Raw genomic sequence first — 1,867 nt, 5'->3', positions numbered from 1 at the left:
GGGGTTCTAGGGATTTTCCCCTCTAAAAAGACATAATCCTCTGTAGACCACACCAATAAATGGCTGCGGAGGTGGGTTACTACTTATAAGTGTGGCAAATTAGGTAAATATCGTACATTTAATACGGAACAGCCCTGATATGGCCATCAAAAACGAAATTACTATTCTCACGAGAGCAGAACAGGCAAATCTTTATTCCCCACCCATTTTTTCAATCGAAGAACAACGTCTGTACTTTTCTCTGAACGATGCGGAATTGGCAGTTTTTCGGTCAATTCGTCTCAGAGCTCATAGATGTTACTTTGTCGCGATTTTGGGATACTTCAAATCAAAGCCCGTCATCCTAGATATCGCTTACTCGCAGGTTTCTAAGGATTTAATGTTCATCAGTAAAGAGCTGCTTGGCGGCAAGGGGCTCAGACCATTCACTCCCTCACAAAAACAAAAAGATCGACTCTACGCAAAAGTATTAGACCTTGCTGGTTATCACAAATGGGACGAAAGTCAGCACTTCAATTCTCTTTTCGACCACCTTGTTCAGGTGGGCAATGCCTGGCTGGAGCCGCGTTACCTCTTTGATACTGCTATTGAATTCCTAACCAGTCACAGCATTGCTATCCCTAGGTACACCGTACTCCAGAGACTGATAAGCAGAGCGATGCAGCAGGTCAGAAAAGACCTGGCGCACCAACTTAATCAACTCACCAGTCCTGAACTTCACGTCTTTCTGGACAGCATAACAGCCATTGATGACGGACTAAGCCTGAACCAGCTCAGAGGCGGTGCAAAAAGTCTGACCGTACCTGAACTTAAAAAAGAGCTTGCCCTTTATCATCAGTTAGCGCCATGGCGCACGCAAATCAATGGCGTTATCGATGGGCTTAATCTGTCTCTTAAAAATCGACAACACTTCGGTGAGCTCATCAACTATTACGGTAGTAAACTCAAACGATTCAAACGCGCACAGCAGCATCTATGGTTGCTATGTCACCTGACAGAGCGGATACAACTGGCACTGGAACGGTTAACTGATGGGTTCATTTACCATATCCGCAAGCAACAAGAAGCTGCCAACACCTTTGCACAACAAGCAGTGTTCCTGTCCTGGCAGTCAGCCGCGGACAATGTCACGAAAGCGGCAGAGTTACTGCATCTGTTTGTGGATGAGAACATTGATGATAATCAACCCTTCTCAGTAGTCAGACAACAGGCATTGAAGGTCATGAATGACAGGGATATCCAGACCCTCTGCCTTTACCTGAAAAAACAGAAACGGACCGTGGAAGAGTACCAGTGGCAACATTACGATGAACAATGCAATCTCCTGGAGCAACTGTTAAGGCAGGTGTTCTTGTGCCTTGAATGTGAGGCCGGTAAAGGCTCAGAAGCCGTCGTCGCCCAACTTCAACAGATGCAGACGGAAATCGCATTCGGTGGACCACTGAAGACGATGGATACGTCGCTCATCCCGAAAAAGCACCTCCCATGGTTGGTTAAACAGGATAACGTTAACCCGCAACGTTACGAATGGCTGCTCTACCGGCAGTTAACCTCACGACTGAATGGACGCATTTATTTGCCAAATGTTACCAAATACCGCGCACTGGAAGACGACCTGATCCCCCAGACATCGCAGGATACCTTGCTGGCCTCATCAACACTGGACAGACTAAAACAGCCCGCAGAGTTATTGTTACAGGAGAAACAACACCGGCTGGAAAGTGCACTCAAAGACGTTGCTCTCCATATTGATGAGGGAGACAATCGAAATGTGATCATGAAAAATCGTACCGGTACCCGCTGGCGTCTGCCGACCAAAAGCGCTACATCTCTGGTCAACAATCCCTTTTTTAAGCGAATGCAACCG

1 pseudogene is annotated in these 1,867 nt (G+C 46.8%); it reads left to right on the top strand.

Annotated elements, in window-relative coordinates:
* Positions 1–139 precede the first annotated feature (139 nt).
* A pseudogene (locus JIG41_RS20750) lies at positions 140–1,867 on the top strand (Tn3-like element ISShfr9 family transposase); the annotation flags it as partial.

This window comes from Pseudoalteromonas sp. bablab_jr011, from assembly GCF_016464045.1.
In the GTDB taxonomy this organism is placed as follows: Bacteria; Pseudomonadota; Gammaproteobacteria; order Enterobacterales; family Alteromonadaceae; genus Pseudoalteromonas; species Pseudoalteromonas lipolytica.
Note: the sequence above shows the minus strand (reverse complement) of the source record. Positions and strands in the feature narration are given on the sequence as shown.